Source organism: Brenneria sp. L3-3C-1 (assembly GCF_016456245.1).
GTDB lineage: Bacteria > Pseudomonadota > Gammaproteobacteria > Enterobacterales > Enterobacteriaceae > Brenneria.
Map to the genome: position 1 here is coordinate 246,028 of NZ_JAEMHF010000001.1, position 22,743 is coordinate 268,770.

The window sequence follows — 22,743 nt, forward strand, 5'->3', positions numbered from 1 at the left end:
CGCCTCGATTTTTAGTAACGGCAGTCAGGATAATAATGACTCAGCAAGATATTCAATCCCAGGGGACACCTACCCTGCGTCGTGAGCTTAAGGCACGGCATTTGACGATGATCGCCATTGGCGGTTCGATAGGCACCGGATTATTTGTCGCCTCCGGCGCGACGGTTTCACAGGCGGGGCCGGGCGGTGCGTTGTTATCTTATGCCCTGATTGGTTTGATGGTTTATTTCCTGATGACCAGCCTGGGAGAGTTGGCGGCGTTTATGCCGGTTTCCGGTTCGTTTTCAACCTACGGTTCGCGCTATGTAGAAGAAGGATTCGGTTTCGCGCTGGGTTGGAACTACTGGTACAACTGGGCGGTGACCATTGCGGTCGATCTTGTCGCCGCCCAACTGGTGATGGGGTACTGGTTCCCGGAAGTGTCCGGCTGGATCTGGAGCGCGCTGTTCTTAGCGCTGATGTTCCTGCTGAATTACATTTCGGTGAAGGGATTTGGCGAAGCGGAATACTGGTTCTCGCTGATCAAGGTGACGACGGTGATTATCTTTATTGCCGTGGGTGTCCTGATGATCGTGGGCATTCTGCGCGGCGCCGAAAATGCGGGGTTCCATAACTGGCAAATTGGCGATGCGCCTTTTGCCGGTGGTTTCTCCGCCATGATCGGGGTGGCGATGATTGTCGGTTTCTCTTTTCAGGGTACGGAGTTGATTGGGGTCGCCGCCGGCGAGTCGCAAGATCCGGGTAAGAATATTCCGCGGGCGATTCGTCAGGTATTCTGGCGTATTTTGTTGTTCTATATTTTAGCCATCCTGATCATCAGCCTGATTATCCCGTATACCGATCCTAACCTGTTGCGTAATGACGTAAAAGACATCACCGTCAGCCCGTTCACGCTGGTGTTCCAGAATGCCGGTTTGCTTTCAGCCGCGGCGGTGATGAACGCGGTTATCCTGACGGCGGTGCTGTCAGCGGGGAATTCAGGAATGTACGCCTCCACCCGTATGTTGTTTACCCTGGCCTCGGAAGGCAAGGCGCCGCGTATTTTCGCCAGATTGTCAAAAGGCGGCGTGCCGCGGAATGCGCTGTATGCGACGACGGTAGTCGCCGCGCTGTGTTTCCTGTCATCCATGTATGGCAACCAGACGGTGTATCTGTGGTTGTTAAACACCTCCGGCATGACCGGCTTTATCGCCTGGCTAGGAATTGCGATCAGCCATTATCGTTTCCGCCGGGGTTATATAATGCAAGGGCATGATTTGAATCGCCTGCCATACCGTTCGAGCTTCTTCCCGCTGGGGCCGATTTTTGCTTTCGTACTCTGTCTGGTGATTACGCTGGGACAGAACTATCAGGCGTTTCTGGAAGATAAAATTGACTGGTATGGCGTCACGGCGACGTATGTCGGGCTCCCGCTATTTTTACTGATCTGGTTTGGCTACAAATTGTGCCGGGGAACGCGCTTTATCAAATATCAGGATATGACTTTCCCCGATCACAAATAAGCGCTTTTATCGGGTTGTTCCGCCAGACGGGAACAACCCTTTTTTATGGCGGTTATTCCTGCCCGTCCTTATCGCACGCTATCCTTAGCTGTATTTTTGACAATTATCATCAATACTTAGTGATATTCAGATTTATCACAAAGTAATTTTTAATGAAATAATTAACTCACTATCTTTTTGTTGAAATATAGTCGGCATATTTCATCGGTTATTCAGGGGCAAAAAATGGCGTTATTAGGTTTGGCGAATGGACTTTGTTACTATCGCGATCATACTTTTAACGTATAAATAATTATCAGGTTAACTACGATGCTTAAAATTACCTTTCTGGATAAGGGCGCATTGCCTGAAACCATTTTTCTGAAAAAAAATAGTTTCAGGCGACCGCAATGTCGTCATCAATGGGTTGAATATAGTTATACGTCTCCCGAGCAGGTTATCGCCCGGGCAAAAAACAGTGATATTATTATTACCAATAAAACGTTATTAACGCGAGAAACGCTATCGGCATTGCCCGATCTGAAGCTGATTGCGGTAACGGCGACCGGGACAAACAATATTGATACCGTCGCTGCCGCCGAGTTGGGGATCGCCGTGAAGAATGTGCCTGACTATTCAACCCAGGCCGTTTCCGAGCACACCATCGCCATGATTTTTGCGCTTAAGCACAGCCTGATGGGATGGTATCGCGATCAGCTTAGCGATCGATGGGCCAGCCAGACGCAGTTTTCCTACTTTGACCACCCGGTTAAGGACATTGCCGGATCGACGTTGGGGATTTTCGGCGCGGGAGCGATTGGCCGCGAGGTGGCTCGGCTGGCGACGGCGCTGGGGATGAAAGTCATTTTTTCCGAGCGCAACGGGAGAGCGCCGTGTCGGCCGGGATATTTGCCGTTTGAGCAGGTTTTGCAATCTGCGGACATTATTTCTCTGCATTGTCCGTTAAGTGAGGAAACCCGCTGTCTGATCAATTCGCAAACGCTGGCATTGTGTAAACCGACGGCGTTTATTATTAATACCGCCAGAGGCGGGTTGATTGATGAAGCGGCCTTAATTTCGGTGTTAAACCGGCGCGGCATTGCGGGGGCGGCGTTGGACGGTTTGACGCAAGAACCGCCCGCTAAGGACAATCCGCTTATGCTGGCGGCAAAAATACTTCCTAATCTATTGATTACGCCTCATATTTCCTGGACATCGGCATCGTCGCTACAGGCATTGATGGAAAAAACAATTGAGAATATCGACGAGTTTGTTCAGCAGCAAGGCGATTAATAAGATTAATAAATGAAAGCGACATTAGACGAACAAGATTAATACGCTACCGATACGCCTTATTATTTTGTGGTTACTCTATTATTGCTTCTTATCTAATAGACGCCGGATATTTACCGTTAGTGCTTGAATGCGATTAATTCATGATGATTGAAACTATCAGCCTTGCTGATTTAGGCAAAGGTCGCGCAATGGCCGTTATTTTTCGGCAGGGAAACGGCCGGGATCGGAAATGCAGTATGCCGGCAGTCTGGCTATTAAAAATAGTAGGATGCCAGGAATAAATAAAAGCCGCGTCCGGTATCTCACCGCCTTTGCCGGCGGTGAGTATGATTATAATCAGCGTTTTTGAATGTAGGTCATCGCCAGCGCCAGCGCCAATACCAACCCCTTGATGATGTCCATGGCATAGTAGGGAACGGAGAGCATCACCAGCCCGTTTTGCAATACGCCGAGAATAACGGCGCCTACCAGCGTTCCCAGCGCATTCGGTTTGCCCGATCCCGCCAGTGAAAAACCGATATAGGCCGCCGCAACCGCATCCATCAGATAGCCGCCGCCGGCGTTGACCTGCGAGGAACCGATACGCGAAGCCAGCAGAATGCCGCCCAGCGCCGCCAGCAGCGATGAGAAAATATAGGCCTGAACCCGATAGCGGGCCGTGCGAATACCCGCCAATCGCGCGGCTTCAGGATTACCGCCGATGGCATACATTCTGCGTCCATGCTTGGTCAATGATAAATACAACTGCACAACCAGCGTGACGACAAGCATGACGACGACGATCACCGGAACCTGCCCCAGCGTGGCGAAAAACTCAGGAATAACGCCCTCGGCCATTTCACCGCTCGGCAACACCATGTTTTGAGTAATGGAGCCGCCATAGCTGTAGGTCATCGCCACGCCCTGAATCACAAACAGACTGGCAAGCGTCGCCAGCATATCGGGGATCTTCAGCACCACGATCAGAAACGCGTTGAACAGCCCGACCAGCGTGCACAGCAACAACGTCAGGACAATCGCGCCGGTAGTGCCAAATCCATGCCAGACGAACAGGGATATCACCAGCGCATTGGCCAGCGAGGCGGTCGAACCGACGGACAGGTCAAACCCGCCCACCGACAGCGAAATGGACACGCCAATGGCGATGACCGTCACAATGGCAATCGAGCGCAAGATATTGATGATATTGTAAGGATCCAGAAAATTATCCGAAGCCATCCCAAACAACGCAATCAAGGCCACGACGGTAATCAGCATGCCCCACTGGTACAAAAATTCGAAAAAGCGGTGGCGAAAGGGGATCACCCCGTTAGGTGAAAGTTGGTGACTCACGCGGGAGTTCCTCCAGTTGAATACAATAGTAATGTTTCTTCATCAATGTCTGATGCATTCAGTTCGGCGACGATACGGCCGTCCCACAGTACGCAAATCCGATCGCACAGGCCGACGAGTTCGGAAAATTCGCCCGAGGCGTAAATAATGCCTTTGCCTTGTTGCGCCAAGCCATCAATTAGGGAAAACAAATCCTGTTTCGCTTTGATATCCACCCCTTTGGTGGGTTCATCAAAAATCAGCACCTGCGCGTCGCTGCGTAACCATTTGCCAATGGCGACTTTTTGCTGGTTGCCGCCCGATAACCGGGCGAGTTTCTGCATAGGGCCGGTGGTTCGAACGGTCAACTGCGCAATGAGGTGTCTGGCCCAGCGAAGGGCCTGCTGGTGGCTGAATACGCCCCAGCGGGAAAAACTGTCGCTGGCGCTGACGCTCAGGTTCATGGCGACCGACTCCTCAATAAAGATCCCTTCCTTACGCCGCTCTTCCGGCACCAGCGCAATGCCGATTTCAACCGAGCGATGGGGGGAGTGCGGTTTCCAGGGCGCGCCACGGTATTCGCCGTCGGCGACCTGACTGACGGTCGCGCCGAACAGCGCTTTACACAGTTCCGTTTTCCCCGCGCCGGCCAGCCCGGCTATGCCCAGAATTTCACCTTTGCGCAGCGTCAGAGAGATATCGCGCAGCAGAATTTCATCGTGCAGCCCGCTGACCTGAAGCAATACCTCTTGCGGCGGTCGCGTCCGACGCGGCGGGAAAATGTCATCCAACTGATGACCGAGCATGCGTTCCACGATCTGTTCGCCGCTTAAGCCCTGCATCGGGCCGCTGCTGACCAATGCGCCGTCGCGCAGTACGGTTAACGTATCGCAAATTTCGCTCAGTTCATGGATGCGGTGAGAAATAAAAACAATCCCGATCCCCTCAGCCCGCAAGCGGCGAACCACCTGAAACAGGCGCGCGCTTTCCGCCTGATCGAGCGGGGCGGTCGGTTCATCCAGAATTAAAAAACGGCACTCATGGGACAGCGCTCTGGCGAGCAGGATCTGCTGCTTCTCGGCGAGAGAACACCTGTCCAGACGCCGACGTACGTTCAGATCTACGCCGAGCTGATCGAGCAGCGCCTGCGCCTGTCGATATAGCCGGGGCCAATCGAGCAGATGGCCCGTCTGTGCCAGCGTATCCAGCATGATGTTTTCAGCCACGGATAAGCTGGGAACCAGCGCCACATCCACCTCTTGCTGCACCAGATGAATGCCGTGGCGTTTGGCGGCGCGCGGCGAGTGAATATCCACCGGAACGCCGTCAATCAGGATATCGCCGCGATAGTGACGATAGGCGCCGGACAAAATGGTCATCAGTGTCGATTTACCCGCGCCGTTTGCGCCGGTCAAGGCATGAATGGATCCCCCTTCCAGCGTGAAATTAACCTGCTTCAAGGCATTAAAGCCGGAGAATGAAATAGAAATGTCGCGCATTTCCAATCGGGTAGGTTGGGTGATGGACGTCATGGTTCGTTAACGCTCTTGGCGGTAAATATCGTCAGAAAACGGATGTGAAAGGTATCACATAACCGGCAGAATTAAATACAGATTCAGCGCCCGGCGGCGCGCAGGCTACGAATGAAAAAGCATAAGTTAAGTAAAAAAATTCTTAAACCGCGTCAGCCAAGTGAATAAGATGGTGTTATCAGCAAACTGGTTTTATCGTCCTCCTCGCGTCAACAGGCCAACGACCTGGCGATGCAGGGATGACGGGTTAGCCCGCGCATGTGGCTCTCATAACAAAAATCGCACCGCAAGGAATATCAGCAGATGAACACAACGGCAATCCGCGTACAGGTCGGTCCGGCCAACTACTTTTCTTTTCCCGGGGCAATCGATAAATTGCTGACGTTTTATCCGCCGGCGGTGCTTAACAATGCCCTGTGGATATACGGAGAACGCGCTCTGGCCGCCGCCGAGCCGTTTTTACCTGCGGCGTTTAATGCCGATTCATCCCGGCGTGTGCTGTGCGGCGCGCACTGTAGCGAAAGCGAAGTGGCCCGATTGGCGGCGCGGGCCGGGGAGCATTGTCAGGTGGTGATCGGCATCGGCGGGGGCGCGGTGTTGGATACCGCCAAAGTGGTGGCCCGGCAGGTGGGCGTTCCGCTGGTGGCGATCCCGACGATTGCGGCGACGTGCGCCGCCTGGACGCCGCTGTCGGTGTGGTATAACGATGCCGGTCAGGCGCTGAATTTTGAAATTTTCACCGATGCCAATCATCTGGTGCTGGTAGAACCGCGCATTATTCTGGCCGCGCCGCCAGAATACCTGCTGGCGGGCATCGGCGACACGCTGGCGAAGTGGTATGAGGCCATGGTGCTCAGCCCGCAGCCTGACGCCTTATCGTTAACGGTGCGTCTTGGCCTGCAAACGGCGCTGGATATCCGCGATGTGCTGCTGAAGCAGAGTGCCTCGGCGATGACGGCCGTCGCCCGCGGCGAACTGACGCAGGATTTCCTGGACGTTGTGGATGCCATTATTGCCGGCGGCGGTATGGTCGGCGGTCTGGGGGAGCGTTATACCCGGGTCGCGGCGGCGCACGCCGTCCACAATGGACTGACGGTTTTACCGCAGACCGAACGGTTTTTGCACGGGACAAAAGTCGCCTACGGCATTTTGGTTCAAAGCGCCTTGCTGGGGGATGATGCCACGCTGCGGCAGCTCCGCGCCGCGTTCAAGGTGCTGGGATTGCCGACGTCGCTGGCGGAGCTGGCGGTGGATATCAACGATCGCGCCGCGATGCAGGCGGTGATCGCCCGCGCGCTGAAACCGGGCGAGTCTATTCACTATTTGCCGCTGGCGTTGGATGAGCAGGTCATACTGGATGCGTTTCATAAGGTGGAGACGCTGGCCGATTAACGGCAAGCAACGGGGCTTATAAATGAGCGTCGCCGGTAAAGGCTGAGGAATTCCCATAAATTTTGGGGAAAATTTCTGCCAGTGCAGTGGGGTTTCGTGCGCACCAACCAATACGGCTTTCTGCAACCGTTGCCGTACGAGCCCGACATGGGGCGGCACTGGTTTTCGCGGCGTCCTGCCGCTCACCCGGCGGACCCGTCCACTTCAGCGCGATTTTTTACGCGAAGAGAACATCCCCAAAAACAACCTTTTGTTATTTAAAGTTTATGCCGCTATTGTATTTTTTCGTAGGGAAACGAGCTTCTGATGTAACGTGAGTAATAGCGGTATTTGGTCGAACTGGCCATTAACTCTTCATAGATCATCCGCGCGACCCCGGAATACTGATATATGCTGCCATTCAGCAATTCGACTTCCAATAGACTCTTTTCCGCATCGTATCCGATAGCGAACAGCTCTGATGATGAAACCCGTTTTCTTTGCAAAATTCCGTACTCCTGAACAATCAATGCCACATTCCAGATATCGACGTTACCGCAATGTGTATATCGGCACCGGTGCGCCGATCTCCAGCCAGGCGTCATGTTCTTTTGCTTCTTTTCAAGAAACGGGCATGGCGTGTTTAAAGGCTGCGTCTGATTATAAGTTTGTCTACCGGAAAAAAACAATTTTCTCCAGCAGCAATTTGCGGTCGGTCGAGAGCGGTAATTCAGGCGGACAAGACGCAGGAACCGATCGGCGTCGGCTCCTGCATAGCGGAGATTATTGCTGGTACAAATACTGTGCGTGAAAGCGCAGATGATCCTCAATAAAGCTGGCGATAAAGAAATAGCTGTGGTCGTAACCAGACTGCGTACGCAACGTCAGCGGTTGCTGGTGCTGTCGAGCCAGTTCGGCCAGTTTCGCCGGCTGTAGCTGGTCGGGTAAGAACTGGTCGCAGTCGCCTTGATCGACCAGAATGGGCAGCTTATGCCGGGTATTCGCCAGCAGATGGCAACTGTCGTACTGTAGCCACTGCGTTTCGTCCTGGCCCAGATAGCTCTCGAACGCCTTGCGTCCCCAGGGAACCTGGCACGGGTTGACGATCGGCGCAAAGGCGGACGCGGAAAGGTACTGCCCCGGATTGCGTAAGGCCAGCATCAGCGCGCCGTGTCCGCCCATGGAATGTCCGCTGATAGACTGCCGATCGTTCACATTAAAGTGTTGCTGAATGATGGCCGGCAATTCCTGACGGATATAGTCATACATCTGATAGTGCGCGGCCCAAGGCTGCTGGGTGGCGTTGACGTAAAAGCCGGCGCCTTGTCCAAGATCGTATCCCGCGTCATCGGCAACGCCTTGCCCCCGCGGGCTGGTATCCGGCATGACCAAAACCAGCCCCTTTTCAGCCGCGATGCGTTGAGCGCCGGCTTTGGTGGTGAAATTCTCATCGTTGCAGGTGAGTCCGGACAGCCAGTAAAGCACGGGCGGCGGCGTGTCATCCGGCGTCGGCGGCAGATAGATGCTGAATGTCATGTCGCAGTTCAGCGTATCGGACGCGTGGCGGTAGCGCTGTTGCCAGCCGCCAAACATTCGGTGTTCTTCCAGAAGTTCCAGTGACGGTATCATCGCTGTGCTGCCTCCTTTTATCGGGTATATCCCTTAATCTTTCCGGTTGCCGCGAGTCTGCGGCGATCCCGGACACCCTAACCGGCGGATGTCCGGGACGTCTGCGGCAATACCTTGAAATCAAAAGGGCCGGGTTGATGTCGCTGTTAGCTGAAATGGATAACCGAACGGATCGATTTGCCCTCATGCATTAAATCGAACGCGGTATTGATCTCATCCAGACTCATGGTGTGGGTGATGAAATCATTAAGCTGGAATTCGCCGTCCAGATAGCGCTGTACGATGCCCGGCAGTTGGCTGCGGCCTTTCACGCCGCCGAAGGCGGAACCGCGCCAGACGCGGCCCGTCACCAATTGGAACGGACGCGTGGAAATTTCCTCACCGGCTCCGGCGACACCGATAATCACCGATTCGCCCCAGCCTTTGTGGCAGCATTCCAGCGCGGAACGCATCACGTTCACGTTGCCGATACATTCAAATGAGAAATCAACGCCGCCGTCGGTCAGTTCGACGATCACGTCCTGAATCGGCTTATCGTAGTCTTTCGGATTGATCAGATCGGTGGCGCCCAGCTTGCGCGCCAGATCGAATTTGCTGGTATTGAGGTCAATCCCGATGATCCGGCCGGCCCCGGCCATTTGCGCGCCGATAATGGCCGACAGCCCGATGCCGCCGAGGCCGAAAATCGCTACCGTATCGCCTTTTTTTACTTTGGCGGTATTGATCACCGCGCCCATGCCGGTGGTCACGCCGCAGCCCAGCAGGCAGACTTCTTCCAGCGGAGCGTCTTTGCTGATTTTAGCCAGAGAAATTTCCGGCACCACCGTATGCTCTGCAAACGTCGATGTTCCCATATAGTGGAAAATCGGCTGACCGTTTTTAGAGAAACGGGTGGTGCCGTCCGGCATCAGACCTTTGCCCTGCGTGGCGCGGATAGCCTGACACAGGTTGGTTTTTCCGGAACGACAGAATTTACACTCGCCGCATTCAGGGGTGTACAGCGGAATAACGTGATCGCCAACGGCTACGCTGGTCACGCCTTCGCCGATGGCTTCAACGATGCCGCCGCCTTCATGACCCAGAATGGCCGGAAAAACGCCTTCCGGATCTTTACCGGACAGGGTGTACGCATCGGTATGACAAACGCCGGTGGCAATAATGCGCACCAGAACTTCGCCTTTCTGCGGCGGCATCAAATCGACTTCTTCAATCGACAAGGGTTGGTTTGGGCCCCAGGCGACGGCGGCGCGGGTTTTGATCATTTGCATGGTGTTACTCCTCTAGCGGCAATAGGTTGCGGAAGCAGTTAAAATTATTGTTGGTCTCGGTAAAACATGGCGTCAGGTTGAAGATTGTTCAATGATGAGCTTTTTCAGCGCTTCGACATTGGGGCCGAACGCATCGCGCCGCCATATCAGCCAGGTGGCGGTATCGGCGATTTCAGCGGGTAATGGGTGTATCTGCACGTACTCATGCGCCGCTAACCGTTCAAGTACGGAGACGGGGATAAACGCCAGTCCGGCTCCGCTGGCGACGCCGGCGAGCATGGCTTGATATGACCGGATTTCCATAATGTTGCCGGGCGCCACGCCATCCTGCCTGAACCACTTTTCCAATCGGGAACGGTTGGCGCAGCGCGGCGGGAAAGCGAACAGCGTATCGTCTTTGGCATCCTGCGCCCGGTGAATCGGCGCGTGATTGGCATCCGAGATCAACACCAGATGCTCAGGAAAGGTTTGGCAGCCGTTCAGTTCATCATAGGAAACCGGGCCGTCCGCGAAAGCCGCGGCCAGCGTTCCGGCGCGAACCCGTTCGACTATTTCCCCACTGGTATCGGTCGTTAGTGAAAGCGCCACCGCGGGATAGCGTTGATGATAAGCTGCAAGCAGGCCCGGCAGTCGGGTCGCGGCGGTGCTTTCTATCGAACCCAAGGCAAAATTGCCAGCCGGTTCACCCGTGCGGGTCATACTGATGGCTTCTTCACTCAGCGCCAGAATACGTTGCGCGTAGCAAAGAAAATTGTGCCCGACGGGGGACAGCCGCAAGCGTTGCTTTTCGCGGATAAAGAGATCGGTTCCCAACTCATGTTCGAGCTGCCGCAGGCGGGTCGTAAGGTTCGATGGAACCCGGTGAAGTTGTTCTGCCGCCCGGACGACTGAACCCGTTTCGGCAACCAGGCAAAACATACGTAACTGGGTCAGATCCATTTTTTTCACTTTTTGTCATTAACTTTGCATGAATCATTCATTTTTTGTGAGTTTAACCATAAGTCACTCTATTAGCAACTTTCATGTAACACCTAGCTGAAAGCTTGGCCGTAAAGTGTGAGCCAGTCATTGGCTGGTCGAATTCGTTCCCGACGAATTGTCCGTCGCTTGCAGTCTTTCAGGAATAAGAATTATTTAGTGTGACATTCTATTTATTTAAATATATTTCTGTGACGAAGCGGACAAAATAGAATGCGTAACTGCATATTTTTTTGATCCTGAAACAGACTATCCTGGGCTGAATAAATATCTGGAATTTCAAATCCTGGATACGAAAAGAATTATAAATAAACCGTTAAAATAACAAGTTAAAAGGTTTTATAAATAATCACGAGTAAACAATAGGTTAAATCTATCATTGGCGGGTTTTTGATCGTGATTGGTGATCGAAAAAGGTAAACCCCTGACGAAATCTGCCGATAACAAGAGTGTTCATCAGGAAAGAATGCTATTGGTTCTGTGATGGAATGTCTCTTTCCTGTTGTGAACAAGAGGAGGTTAAGTAAATTCCCTCACCACTCATCATTAAATTATGCAACGTCAGTCGAGTTTTATTTAAAAATGCGCTGGTTAATGACTAAAAAAACGCAGGTGCGAAGTACCAGATAATTAACAGGAGTCTTCCGTGAGCTTTTTAAAAAATATCACCATCAGAGCGATGCTTTTAACAATATTGGGAATATTCTTACTCTTATGGGGAGGCGTCTCTTTCTATATGTCATCTTCACTGAGTGAAATGACAAAATTATTGGAATCCGGCGAGGTGCAGAAACTGAATGTCGACACGCTGGCAGACGGCAGCGAGCAGTTTGCGCGTACGCTGACCCGCATACAGTTGGCAATGGATTATACCCAAACCGGCGAAACGGATAAGGCGGCCGTAAATCTTACCGAGGCTGAGGCGGCATTGAAGGATGCCCAGGCGGTGCTGGATAAATTTAAGGCCGCCGATCATCGCGGCGTCGATACCGCCACGGTGGACAATCTGCAAAAGACATGGCAAGCGGCGCTGGAAGATGGATTAAGGCCTTTTCTTGCGGTGGTCAGGGAAAATAATAACGAGGCGTTTCGTCAGCAGTTCAGAGATCGGTTTCTTCCTTCGCGCGTGGCATACAGTCTGGCGATGGATAACTATCAGACCAGCGCGCTTGCCGCCTCCAGCGGTTCGCTGTCCCGGGTGTATGAGCTAGTCAGCTGGAATAAAAGTACGTTACTGGTTGCGGTGATACTCGGCCTGCTGATTCTGGTGTTGACCGATCGCTATCTGGTCAATTATCTGGTTAAGCCGTTAAACCTCATTAAAGATCATTTCAGGGTGCTGGCCGATGGTCAGTTAGGGCTTCATCTGGAAGAGTTTGGCCGCAACTGCGTCGGCCAGTTGATCCCTTTTTTAAAACATATGCAGCAAAGCCTGATCAACACGGTTTCAACCATTCGCGACAGTTCCGCTTCTATTTATCAAGGCGCGAGTGAAATTAAAAGCGGCAACAATGACCTCTCTTCCCGCACCGAACAGCAGGCCGCGGCATTGGAACAGACGGCTGCCAGCATGGAGCAGCTTGGCGCCACGGTGAAACAAAACGCAGAGCATGTTCATCAGGCCAGCAAATTGGCTCTGGATGCCTCCGTTGCCGCTAAAAAAGGCGGTGAAGTGACTACCGGCGTGGTGTCAACCATGGCCGATATTTCCACCAGTTCGAAGAAGATCGCCGATATTACCAGCGTAATCAACGGCATTGCTTTCCAGACCAATATTCTGGCGCTGAACGCGGCGGTAGAAGCGGCCAGGGCCGGCGAGCAGGGGCGCGGTTTTGCGGTCGTGGCGGGTGAGGTGCGTAATCTGGCGCAGCGTAGCGCGCAGGCCGCCAAGGAGATCGAAGGGCTGATTGCTGAATCGGTAGAACGGGTGAATACCGGCTCGCATCAGGTAACGCAAACCGGTGACGCGATGGAGTCAATCATCACCGCCATTAGCCGGGTAAACGATCTGATGGGCGAAATCGCCTCAGCGTCTGACGAACAAAGCCGCGGCATCAGCCAAATTGGTCAGGCGGTGGCTGAAATGGACGGCGTGACCCAGCAGAATGCCGCCTTGGTGCAGGAATCCGCCGCCGCCGCCGCTTCTCTGGAAGAACAAACCCGTCAGTTAAACGAAGCGGTATCCGTCTTCCAATTGCCGGGAGGCGAAAAACGGCAATACGGTAAAAATCTGCTGTCTGGAGAACCGGCGACGGCAATAAAGCCCGCATTATTGACGACAAATAGCGGTAAAAAGGGGGGCGGCGCGCATGACAATTGGGAAACGTTCTAATTAAAAAATAAGCATACCGGCCGATCTTAAGGCCGCATCAGCGATAGTAAACGCCAGACAGGCGCCGGGGTCGCTCTCGGCGCCTGTTGTTTTCCATCATTTCATTTCGGTTTGCCGCTGAAGATCGGTTGGCGATAAGCTGAATCTATTTCAACAATCATGACATACAATCACTGGATAATCGTGCCTCTCTCAACTAGAGTGGTGACGGCGTTTTGGCCTGACCAGCATCAATATAAGTAACACCTGCAGGAGAATAATAATGTCATCGTTAAGTAAAGAAGCCGTCCTGGTGCATGAGGCGCTGATGGCGCGCGGCCTCGAAACGCCGTTACGCGGCGAATTGTTGGACCGGGAAACGCGTAAACAGCGCATTGCCGAGCATATGACGGAAGTCATGAATCTGTTAAGTCTCGATCTGGAAGATGACAGTCTGGCGGAGACGCCGCACCGTATTGCCAAAATGTATGTCGATGAAATTTTCTCCGGGCTGGATTATGCCAATTTTCCTAAAATCACCATCATCGAGAACAAGATGAAGGTGGATGAAATGGTAACCGTCCGCGACATCACGTTAACCAGCACCTGCGAACATCATTTTGTGACCATTGATGGTAAGGCGACGGTGGCTTATATTCCGAAAGACGGTGTGATCGGTTTATCGAAAATCAACCGTATCGTGCAGTTCTTTTCCCAGCGCCCACAGGTTCAGGAACGCTTAACGCAACAAATCCTGACCGCCTTGCAAACGTTGCTGGGCACCAGCAACGTCGCCGTATCGATCGATGCCGTACATTATTGCGTTAAAGCGCGCGGCATCCGTGACGCAACCAGCGCAACCACCACCACTTCACTGGGCGGATTGTTCAAATCCAGTCAGAATACCCGTCAGGAGTTCCTGCGCGCGGTACGTCACCACAATTAGTTCCGTTCTTTTCGCATTGATACGTTGGCCGGCGCCAGATAATGGCCAACGTATCAATAAAATGCGTATTATTTCCGGTCATCTATTAATACAATCGTCATTCCGATGACTTAATACCTAAGATCTATGCCTTCTCAACCGACGCCGTCACCCCGTATAGCCACGCTGGATTTTGCCCGGGGCGTCGCTGTACTCGGGATTCTATTACTTAATATCAACGCATTCGGCTTACCGAAAGCGGCCTATCTCAATCCTGCCTGGCAAGGCGCGCCATCGCTGAGTGATGTCTGGACCTGGGCCGTGATGGATCTTATCGTGCAGGCAAAATTTCTGACGTTATTTTCTCTGCTGTTCGGGGCCGGACTACAGCTGTTGTTGCCCAGGGGAAAGCGTTGGGTTCACGCCCGGCTTTTTTGGCTGATGCTGCTGGGTTTAGTGCATAGCATTTTTTTCTGGGACGGCGATATTCTGCTGGATTATGGCCTGATTGGGTTGGTGTGCTACGGCATGATCCGCCATGCGCAGGGAAGTCAGGCTCTGCTGCGCACCGGAGCGATAATGTATCTGGTGGGGGTCGGCGTCCTGTTTATTTTAAGTCAGTTGCTCAGTCTGCAATCGGGACGATTCTGGCAACCGGCCGCATCCGATATTGCCTATGAGGTCTATTGGCAAACGACGGGAGGGCCGGAGGCGTGGGGCAACCGGGTGAGTCTGCTGACTGACAGCCTATTGTCGCTGGGCGTCCAGTACGGCTGGCTGTTGGCCGGTTCGATGCTATTGGGCGCCGGCCTGATGCGCAGCGGCTGGCTAAAAGGGACGTTCAGCCAGGCGCATTACCGTAAGCTTGCTTTATGGTTGATTCCGCTGGCGTTGGGTATCAACGCCAGCGGTGTCGTCGCTCAGTGGGCCGTGCAGTGGGAATATCGCTGGAGCGGCCTGTTATTGCAGATCCCGCGCGAACTGAGCGCCCTTTTGCAAGCGGTGGGATATCTCGCGTTGTGCTATGGATTCTGGTCAACATTATGCAAGTGGCGGATTACCTATTGGGTCAGTGATATCGGACGCATGGCGCTGACGAATTATTTATTGCAAACCCTGGTCTGTACTCTGCTGTTTAACCATCTCGGACTGTTTATGCGCTTAGACCGTCTGCAACTGCTGGCGGTCGTTCCCCTGGTCTGGGGGGTGAACCTGCTGCTTTCTCATTACTGGCTGAGTCATTTTCGACAGGGGCCAATTGAATGGCTGTGGCGCAAGCTAACCATGGCGATTGCCAAAACGGTCTTATGATCGTGACGGCGGCGTGAAACTTACGCACAGCGGCGACAGACGATAACCCAACGTGCTACCGGGCCGATTTGAGGATCTGTTCAGGTAGAACGGCAGGGTAGTCCGGGGCGTCATCGGGAATGTCATGCTCGGTAGGAATGGAGATCGGCGGCCCGAGAAAACGGGGTTCCCGCTTCAGAATGTACAGATCAAACAGCGCGCCCAGCCTGGCCCCAAATTCCCGCAGACGTACCGTCAGCATATTTTTGGGCGAGGGAACCGCATAGCACTGCGCCTGAATACCCAGATGCAGGGCGATAAATAATGCCCGCTCGCAGTGGAAACGCTGGGTGATGATGGTGAAATCATTGGTATCAAAGACTTTGCGTGTTCTGACGATCGAGTCCAATGTACGAAACCCCGCATAATCCAGCACGATGTCTACCGGGGTCACGCCTGCCGCAATCAGATCGCGCCGCATGGTCATGGGTTCGTTGTAACTTTGCAGCGCATTGTCGCCGCTAAGCAGCAGATAACTGATTTTACCGCTGTTATAGGCATTCAAAGCGCCCTGAATACGGAAAAGATAATACTGGTTGATGACGCCGGTGCGGTAATACTTGGCGGTGCCCAGCACCACGCCGACCTGGCGTGACGGCAGTTGCTGCAAATCATCGTAAACAAAGGGCGCAGCTTTCCAACTGATCCAGCGATCGAGAGCAAAAGCAGACAGCAACAGCACGCCAATGATCGTTAACAGGCCGTATATCAGGCGTTTCCACATGCTTATGCCTCAGGTAAGGCGATTGGGGTTGTCATGTCTCAAGGCTACTTTACCTGACTGGGGGACGCAAGACACAGGCGACGTCGGTGGGACTTATTGCCTGATTTTTCGACGATGACGGCAAAATAGCGGATAAAAATGCCGGCGGCTTAAATGATTCAAGCCACCGGCCGATGGCGCCGGGTTCGGTTAAACGCGGATTCCCCACAGATCGTACTCGTCGGCGTGTTCGATTTTTACCGTCACGATATCGCCGACGCTAAGGTTGGTTTCGCCATTCAGGTAGACCGCGCCGTCGATTTCCGGGGCATCGGCCATGCTGCGTCCGATGGCGCCTTCTTCATCAATTTCGTCGATCAGCACCTGTAGTTCGCGGCCGATTTTTTCCTGCAACCGCTGTGCGGATATCCCTTGTTGAAGCTGCATAAAGCGATGATAACGCGCTTCTTTGACCTCTTCCGGCACCTGATCCGGCAGTTGATTGGCCGTCGCGCCTTCCACCGGGCTGTATTTGAAACAGCCGACGCGATCCAGCCGGGCTTCTTGCAGAAAATCCAACAGCATCTGGAAGTCTTCTTCCGTTTCGCCGGGGAAGCCGACGATAAACGTCGAGCGTAATGTCAGCTGCGGGCAGATTTCGCGCCATTTTTTTATGCGTTCCAGCGTACGTTCGACGGCGCCGGGGCGCTTCATCAGCTTGAGGATGCGCGGGCTGGCGTGTTGCAGCGGGATATCCAGATACGGCAGGATTTTCCCTTCCGCCATCAGCGGGATCACCTCATCCACATGCGGATAAGGGTAAACATAGTGCAGACGAACCCACACGCCCAGCGAAGCCAGTTGTTCGCACAGGCTGACCATACTGGTTTTAACCGGCTGTCCGTTCCAGAATCCGGTGCGTTGCTTAACGTCGGCGCCGTAGGCGGACGTGTCCTGAGAGATCACCAGCAATTCCTTGACCCCCGCGTCCACCAGACGCTTGGCTTCATCCAGCACCGAACCGATGGGACGGCTGTCCAGATCGCCGCGCATCGACGGAATAATGCAAAACGTGCAGCGGTGATTACAGCCTTCCGATATTTTCAGGTAGGCGTAATGGCGGGGCGTCAGCTTGACTCCCTGAGCCGGAATTAGGCTGGTGAACGGGTTGTGCTCCGGTTTCGGCACGTACCGATGGACATGCGACAGCACCTGCTCGTAGCTATGAGGCCCGGTGATTTCCAGCACCCTGGGATGCACTTCGCGGATTTGATTTTCTTTCGCGCCCAGACAGCCGGTGACGATGACCTTGCCGTTTTCATTCAGCGCTTCACCGATGGCCTCCAGCGACTCTTGTACCGCGCTGTCAATAAAACCGCAGGTATTGACGATCACCAGTTCGGCATCGTCATAGCGCGGCACCACCTGATAGCCTTCGGTACGCAGTTCGGTCAGGATCCTTTCCGAGTCCACCAGATTTTTCGGGCAACCGAGAGAAACGAATCCAATACGGTGTTGTTGCATGTTATTTGCTCACAATTCATTCAAAAAGAAAACCGCAGAATTCTACACTATAGTTAGTGTGGCTTATAGTCACTGGTTAAAACTCAGCACGTTAATTATGTCTGCGCCTAAAAATGTAAACGTCGGCGTATTTTTTTGCACAAATATCGTCCAACACCTAAATTTACAGCACATTAGTTGAACGGAGACAACGCTATGTTTAATCACCCGTTGCCTGATAACGCCATACGCAATGCTTCCCGGCCTTGGTTATGGCTGCGTCAGACGCGCTGGTTACTGATCGGCGCGTCCTTGATGTTTTCTGGTTATTTGCCGGCGGCTCAGCCCAAAGTCACGGAATTGCAGGATAAGCTCGATCATCCGTGGTCGCTGGCTTTTCTGCCGGGCGATCGGGGAATGTTGATCACCGAGCGCTCCGGAAACCTGCGCCGCTGGCAGGCTGAAACCGGGCTTTCCGCGCCGATAGCAGGCGTACCCGAGGTGTATGCCGAATCACAGGGCGGGTTACTGGAGGTGGCTCTATCGCCTGATTTTGAGCAAAGTCGCCGAATCTACCTGAGTTTTGCCGAGGAGGGCAGCGATGGAAAAGCGGGAACGGCCGTTGGCTATGGCCGTCTGTCGGACGATGAGAGCCAACTGGAGAATTTCACGGTTTTCTTCCGTCAGGAGCCGAAACTGTCCACCGGCAATCATTTCGGCGGCAAACTGGCCTTTGACCGTCAGGGATACCTGTATATCGCCTTAGGGGAAAATAACCAGCGTCCGACGGCGCAGGATCTGGATAAGTTACAGGGCAAGATTGTGCGTCTGACCGCAAATGGCGAAATACCGACGGATAATCCGTTTATCAATACGCCGAATGCGCGTCCGGAAATCTGGTCGTATGGGCATCGGAATCCCCAGGGGCTGGCGATTAATCCCTGGTCCGGCGTACTGTGGGAAAACGAACACGGCCCGAAAGGCGGTGATGAAATCAACATTCCTAAAGCGGGTGAAAACTACGGCTGGCCGATTGCGACGCACGGTATTAACTATTCCGGGCTGAAGATCCCGGAATCCAAGGGCGAAGAGGTCGCCGGAATGGTTAACCCGGATTTTTACTGGAAAAAGTCGCCGGGCGTCAGTGGAATGGCGTTCTATAACAGCGACCGTTTCCCGCAGTGGAAAAACTCGCTGTTTATTGGCGCGCTGGCGGAAGAAAATCTGATTCGTCTGACGCTGGAGGGCGACAAGGTGGTCGCGGAAGAGCGGTTGTTGCAGGATCGCGGCGAACGGATCCGTGAGGTGCGCTTAGGGCCTGACGGCTATATCTATCTGTTGACCGATCATGATAACGGCAAGCTGTTGAAAGTCGGGCCGGAGTAACGGCAATGGCGCGGGCGGTTAACAATACAGGCACCTTGCGGGGTGCCTGTGAGCGTAAAACATTCAGGTCAGCGGGATGATCACCGTTTGCTGATAGGCCGGGCGTTCGGTTAACTGCCGATACCAGCGCTCCAGATGGGGATGCGGTTGCCGCGTGATATCCATGTTAAACCAGGCGTAAGCGATGCAGCCCAGCGGAATGTCGCCAATACCGAATTTATCGCCCGACAGCCACGGTTGGCTTGCCAGCGCGGTATCGACAATCGTCAGTAAACGCTCGCATTCTGCGTGGCTTTTCTCCACCAGCGCCATATCACGATCTTCCGGCGCCGTGCGCACCAGGCTGATAAATACGCCGGCAAAGGAAACCGCCAGCGTACTGGTCCAGTCCATCCATTTTTCCGCGCTTGCCCGCGCGCCGGCGTCGGCAATGTACAGCGAATCCTGACCGTATTGCGCCGCCAGATAACGCACGATAGTGTTGGACTCCCACAGTACCAATTTATCGTCCTGTAAACAGGGGACCAGTCCGTTGGGGTTCATCGCCAGATAGTCGGCGTCATGATTGCGCCCGAACTCTCTGCCCGCCAAAATATGTTGATAAGGCAGGGCCAATTCCGCCGCGCACCAAAGCACTTTCTTAACGTTGGTCGAATTTACACGACCCCAGATGGTTATCATGTCGCACCTCAGCATGAGAAAAGAGCTTTTATTCTGACACCGACTGAATGAATCAGAAAGTGAATAGAAGATGAGAAATAATGATATGCCTTTTTGGTCTTTATGATTTAACGTGTCATTCCTAATAATGACAGCAGGTTATATTCAGACAGGAAAGCCAAGCAATGAAATTAACGTATTCTCTTCGCGCAACGCTGGGTATTGCGCTGCTCGCCGCCGGTGTGCAACTGGCTTGTGCCAGCGGCGATCCGCAAACCATCGTCTTTGGCGTGGCGCCGGGGCCTTATGGCGATATGGTTAATCAGGCGATTAAACCTGAGTTGACCAAGAAAGGCTATAAAGTGGTGGTGCGTGAGTTCAGCGATTATGTTCAGCCGAATCTCGCATTAGCCAACGGCAGCATTGACGCCAACCTGTTCCAGCATACGTTGTATCTGGAAAAATTCGCCGCCGACAAAAATCTCAAAATCAGCAAGCTGATCGTTGTACCGACCGCCAGCATGGGACTGTACTCCAATAAAATCAAGTCGCTGGACGAATTGAAAACCGGCGATGTCATCACCTTGTCCAACGATGCCACCAATCTGGCTCGCGGCCTGCGCTTTTTACAATCGCTGGGGCTGATCACCATCAAGCCCGATATCGACCCAACCAAGGCATCGGAAAAAGATATCGTTGGAAATCCGCGCGGGCTGGTATTCAAACCGCTGGAAGCCGCACAGTTGCCGCGCACGCTGGATAGCGTGACCGCCTCGCTGGTTAACGGTAACTTTGCTTTTGCGGCAGGGCTGAAGCTTTCGTCGGCGATCAAACTGGAAACGCTGGATGAAAATCTGAAAAACGTGATTGCGGTGCGCACTGACGATCTGGATAAGCCGTTTGTCAAAGATACCCAGGCCGTCGTCGAATCGCCGGCTTATGCGGCGGTGATTAACCAGCCGGATTCAATGTTCAGTCAGTTCCAGAAACCGGAATGGATGCAGGCGAAAACGCCAACGCCCGCACAGTAATATGCCAGCCGGTATTGACGGGCGATTAATGATTAATATGCTGTATTTGTCTGGCCGGTCTGTGACCGGCTTTGTTTTTTCCGCTCATGCCGGGAGTTTGCGGATAATGATTCAGTTAGAGGGTGTGTGCGTTGATTTCCCACAGGGGAAACAGCAGGGCAATCGTGCAGTTGATAATGTGACGTTGCATATTCAGCCGGGAGAGGTTTACGGCATCGTTGGAACCAGCGGCGCCGGGAAAAGCACCCTGCTGCGCACGATCAATTTATTACAGCGCCCCAGCGCCGGAGTTGTGCGGGTCAACGGGGTGAAAGTCAGCGATCTGAATGGCAAAAGCCTGCGCGAACAGCGCCAGAAAATCGGTATGATCTTCCAGCATTTCAATTTGATGCAAACGCGCACGGTGGCGGAAAACGTCGCATTCAGCCTGAAAGCGGCGGGGAAATCCAATGCTGACATCGCTCAGCGGGTGCCGGAAATTCTTAGTCTGGTGGGGTTATCCGATAAGTCCGCCGCTTTTCCGTCTCAGTTGAGCGGCGGGCAGAAACAGCGAGTGGGGATCGCCCGCGCCATTGCCAATCATCCTGAAGTGCTGCTGTGCGATGAACCGACCTCGGCGCTTGATTTGGAAACCTCGGCGGCGATCCTGGTATTGCTCAAAGAGATTAATCAGAAACTGGGTATTACTATCGTCTTGATTTCACACGAAATGAGTGTCATCAAATCGGTATGCGACCGGGTTGCGGTGATGACCGGCGGTAAAGTGGTGGAAGAGGGCGATGTGTTTGATATTTTCGCCGCGCCGCAGCATCCATTCACACGGCAACTGGTGGCCCATACGCTGAATCTTGAGCTGCCTCCCCGCCTGCTGGAAGATTTACAGGGAACCTTGCTGAAAATCCTGTTCGTCGGCGAATCGGCCGAGCAGCCGGTGCTCTCTGATGTGGCAACCCGTTACGGCGTTTCCGTCAACATTCTGCACGGCAAAATTGAATATATCGGTAACCGCGCATTGGGAATACTGGTCGCTCTGTTAACGCATCCTGACGATCCGGCAAAAGTCGCGCAAGCCGTCGGGTATATTCAGGCCAGAACCGCGCAGGTGGAGGTGTTACATGGCTGATTTATGGTTTGATCTGGTCGCGGCATTCGGCGAAACGTTTCAGATGGTCGGCATTTCAACGCTGCTGGCGATTATCGGTGGGTTACCGTTGGGTTTTCTGATTTATGTCACCGATCGTCACCTGTTTTGGGAGAACCGCGCGGTGTATCTACTCAGCACGGTGCTGGTCAATATCATTCGGTCGATACCCTTTGTGATTCTGCTGGTGCTGTTGTTGCCGTTGACGCAGATTTTGTTAGGCAACACCATCGGCCCGGTGGCGGCATCGGTGCCGATGTCGGTGGCGGCCATTGCGTTCTACGCTCGTTTGGTGGATAGCGCGCTGCGTGAAGTGGATCCCGGTATTGTCGAGGCAGCCGAGGCCTTCGGCGCCAGCCCGATGCGTATTATCTGTACCGTGTTATTGCCGGAAGCCAAAGCCGGCTTATTGCGCGGCCTGACCATTACGCTGGTCAGCCTGATCGGTTATTCGGCGATGGCGGGGATTGTCGGCGGCGGCGGCGTCGGCGATCTGGCGATTCGCTTCGGTTATTATCGCTATGAAACCAATGTCATGATCGTGACGGTTATCGCGCTGGTCATTCTGGTGCAGATCGTTCAAACGCTGGGCGACTGGCTGTCAAAGCGGGCGGATAAGCGCGAGCGGCGTTAAGCCTTTCAGGTTTTACATTCAGAGAACCTCAGGGAGGAGGTTCTCAAAGATAGCCACGCACATCCTTTTCTATGTATTTTTGTAGTAAGACACTTCTTATTGCCAACGCAATTCCTTTGTTTATCTTTGATTTTTTAGACCTTTTCATTTCTTTGATTATCTTTACAACTGAACAGTTTCCTTGAGGGTGGCGAAACGTTACCTTTGGATGTTGCAGAATTTTTCAAAACATA

At 53.4% G+C, this 22,743-nt stretch carries 19 protein-coding genes; 10 read left to right on the forward strand and 9 right to left on the reverse strand.

The window, feature by feature from the left end:
• The first annotated feature begins 35 nt into the window (after window positions 1-35).
• Entirely contained in the window at window positions 36-1,502 is a 1,467-nt protein-coding gene (locus JG725_RS01125) for an amino acid permease (protein WP_199376185.1), read from the forward strand.
• A 309-nt stretch (window positions 1,503-1,811) separates the two neighbouring features.
• Window positions 1,812-2,774 carry a 2-hydroxyacid dehydrogenase gene (locus JG725_RS01130; RefSeq protein ID WP_172288219.1) on the forward strand — a complete coding sequence of 321 codons (963 nt, stop codon included), beginning with the start codon at window positions 1,812-1,814 and terminating at the stop codon, window positions 2,772-2,774.
• A gap of 339 nt (window positions 2,775-3,113) precedes the next feature.
• Here JG725_RS01130 and JG725_RS01135 read toward each other — a convergent pair whose 3' ends face one another.
• Both JG725_RS01135 and JG725_RS01140 read right to left on the reverse strand, forming a co-directional pair.
• A complete protein-coding gene (locus tag JG725_RS01135) occupies window positions 3,114-4,034 on the reverse strand; it encodes an ABC transporter permease (protein ID WP_233356315.1) in 921 nt (306 codons plus the stop codon).
• Between the two features lie 71 nt (window positions 4,035-4,105).
• Entirely contained in the window at window positions 4,106-5,620 is a 1,515-nt protein-coding gene (locus JG725_RS01140; RefSeq protein ID WP_199376189.1) for a sugar ABC transporter ATP-binding protein, read from the reverse strand.
• 303 nt (window positions 5,621-5,923) lie between these two features.
• On the opposite strand from JG725_RS01140, the gene JG725_RS01145 reads away from it, so the two are divergent.
• Window positions 5,924-7,012: an oxidoreductase gene (locus JG725_RS01145; RefSeq protein ID WP_199376191.1), complete on the forward strand. Its 1,089-nt coding sequence runs from the start codon at window positions 5,924-5,926 to the stop codon at window positions 7,010-7,012.
• 272 nt (window positions 7,013-7,284) lie between these two features.
• On the opposite strand, the gene JG725_RS01150 is transcribed toward JG725_RS01145, so the two are convergent.
• The 4 genes from JG725_RS01150 to JG725_RS01165 form a co-directional block, all read right to left on the reverse strand.
• Window positions 7,285-7,497, reverse strand: coding sequence for a KTSC domain-containing protein (locus JG725_RS01150; RefSeq protein WP_172288211.1), 213 nt, complete (start codon window positions 7,495-7,497; stop codon window positions 7,285-7,287).
• A 277-nt stretch (window positions 7,498-7,774) separates the two neighbouring features.
• Window positions 7,775-8,620 carry an S-formylglutathione hydrolase gene (gene fghA / locus JG725_RS01155; protein ID WP_172288209.1) on the reverse strand — a complete coding sequence of 282 codons (846 nt, stop codon included), beginning with the start codon at window positions 8,618-8,620 and terminating at the stop codon, window positions 7,775-7,777.
• Window positions 8,621-8,766: 146 nt separating this feature from the next.
• Window positions 8,767-9,888, reverse strand: coding sequence for an S-(hydroxymethyl)glutathione dehydrogenase/class III alcohol dehydrogenase (locus JG725_RS01160; RefSeq protein ID WP_172288207.1), 1,122 nt, complete (start codon window positions 9,886-9,888; stop codon window positions 8,767-8,769).
• 72 nt (window positions 9,889-9,960) lie between these two features.
• Window positions 9,961-10,827, reverse strand: a complete 867-nt coding sequence (locus JG725_RS01165; protein WP_199376193.1) for a LysR family transcriptional regulator — start codon at window positions 10,825-10,827, stop codon at window positions 9,961-9,963.
• Window positions 10,828-11,512: 685 nt separating this feature from the next.
• On the opposite strand from JG725_RS01165, the gene JG725_RS01170 reads away from it, so the two are divergent.
• The 3 genes from JG725_RS01170 to yeiB all read left to right on the forward strand — a co-directional run bounded on the left by JG725_RS01170 (window position 11,513) and on the right by yeiB (window position 15,413).
• Complete coding sequence (locus JG725_RS01170) at window positions 11,513-13,198, forward strand: methyl-accepting chemotaxis protein (RefSeq protein ID WP_199376194.1); 1,686 nt, start codon at window positions 11,513-11,515, stop codon at window positions 13,196-13,198.
• Window positions 13,199-13,460: 262 nt separating this feature from the next.
• Window positions 13,461-14,123, forward strand: a complete 663-nt coding sequence (gene folE, locus JG725_RS01175) for a GTP cyclohydrolase I FolE (RefSeq protein ID WP_172288201.1) — start codon at window positions 13,461-13,463, stop codon at window positions 14,121-14,123.
• Window positions 14,124-14,249: 126 nt separating this feature from the next.
• A complete protein-coding gene (yeiB, locus tag JG725_RS01180; RefSeq protein ID WP_199376196.1) occupies window positions 14,250-15,413 on the forward strand; it encodes a DUF418 domain-containing protein YeiB in 1,164 nt (387 codons plus the stop codon).
• 55 nt (window positions 15,414-15,468) lie between these two features.
• Here yeiB and sanA read toward each other — a convergent pair whose 3' ends face one another.
• Both sanA and rimO read right to left on the reverse strand, forming a co-directional pair.
• A complete protein-coding gene (gene sanA, locus JG725_RS01185) occupies window positions 15,469-16,176 on the reverse strand; it encodes an outer membrane permeability protein SanA (protein WP_172288197.1) in 708 nt (235 codons plus the stop codon).
• Between the two features lie 189 nt (window positions 16,177-16,365).
• On the reverse strand, window positions 16,366-17,679 hold the full coding sequence (gene rimO, locus JG725_RS01190; RefSeq protein WP_199376198.1) for a 30S ribosomal protein S12 methylthiotransferase RimO: 1,314 nt from the start codon (window positions 17,677-17,679) through the stop codon (window positions 16,366-16,368).
• A 294-nt stretch (window positions 17,680-17,973) separates the two neighbouring features.
• On the opposite strand from rimO, the gene JG725_RS01195 reads away from it, so the two are divergent.
• Entirely contained in the window at window positions 17,974-19,044 is a 1,071-nt protein-coding gene (locus JG725_RS01195; protein ID WP_199377179.1) for a PQQ-dependent sugar dehydrogenase, read from the forward strand.
• Between the two features lie 63 nt (window positions 19,045-19,107).
• Here the strand turns inward: JG725_RS01195 and JG725_RS01200 are convergent, their stop codons facing one another.
• On the reverse strand, window positions 19,108-19,725 hold the full coding sequence (locus JG725_RS01200) for a glutathione S-transferase family protein (protein ID WP_172288193.1): 618 nt from the start codon (window positions 19,723-19,725) through the stop codon (window positions 19,108-19,110).
• Window positions 19,726-19,889: 164 nt separating this feature from the next.
• Between JG725_RS01200 and JG725_RS01205 the strand changes: the two genes are divergently transcribed.
• The 3 genes from JG725_RS01205 (at window position 19,890) to JG725_RS01215 (ending at window position 22,510) form a co-directional block, all read left to right on the forward strand.
• A complete protein-coding gene (locus tag JG725_RS01205) occupies window positions 19,890-20,735 on the forward strand; it encodes a MetQ/NlpA family ABC transporter substrate-binding protein (RefSeq protein ID WP_199376200.1) in 846 nt (281 codons plus the stop codon).
• A gap of 106 nt (window positions 20,736-20,841) precedes the next feature.
• A complete protein-coding gene (locus JG725_RS01210; RefSeq protein ID WP_172288189.1) occupies window positions 20,842-21,858 on the forward strand; it encodes a methionine ABC transporter ATP-binding protein in 1,017 nt (338 codons plus the stop codon).
• Window positions 21,851-22,510: a methionine ABC transporter permease gene (locus JG725_RS01215; protein ID WP_172288187.1), complete on the forward strand. Its 660-nt coding sequence runs from the start codon at window positions 21,851-21,853 to the stop codon at window positions 22,508-22,510. Before JG725_RS01210 ends, JG725_RS01215 begins: the two co-directional genes overlap by 8 nt.
• Window positions 22,511-22,743 lie beyond the last annotated feature (233 nt).